Source organism: Bartonella sp. AC62GZZY (assembly GCF_042196525.1).
GTDB lineage: Bacteria > Pseudomonadota > Alphaproteobacteria > Rhizobiales > Rhizobiaceae > Bartonella.
In genome coordinates, this window is record NZ_JBHIQN010000107.1 from 1 (window position 1) to 500 (window position 500).

At 45.6% G+C, this 500-nt stretch carries 1 protein-coding gene; it reads left to right on the forward strand.

Going from position 1 to position 500, the window contains the following annotated elements; translation table 11 throughout:
• Positions 1-103: 103 nt before the first annotated feature.
• The coding region (locus ACFIML_RS09415) for a hypothetical protein (RefSeq protein WP_375612308.1) at positions 104-500 on the forward strand (397 nt) is incomplete at its 3' end.

Consider the following 500-nt stretch of genomic DNA (forward strand, 5'->3'; position numbering starts at 1 on the left):
ATAGGCAAGATAAATTGCATAGAGTTGCATCATAGAACAGCCGTTTGGATGGCTTGGTTCTGGCGATTAGGGGGTAATCATATTGTTTTTATAGGGGGTGGTTATGGTTGCTGCTTGTAATTTATGGACCCCAGAAGCCAGAAGCGATATCGTTAATCCTTATTCAGAAGTTGAACGTTTGGAAGCTATGCTTGCCTGTTCTTTTAAGGCGGTGAGTAGTGGATTTAAACATTTGCCAATCCGGTATATTATTGACCCTCCGCACTGCTTATTTGATGCGGCGTTAGCACGACAGATTGTTATTCATATTTTGCATTATCAGTTTGAGGTGCCGCGGCGGCGTCTTGTTGCCATGCAAGAGCGTGAACGCACTGCTGTTGCTCGTTCTTTGCGTACCATTAACCGGCGTTTGGAAGAACCCGTTTTTGCGAAAGCTTATCGAAGATGGGCGGGGCGTGCGATGGATTTATTCTTTAAAGAGATCAGAAAGGCGGGGGCGT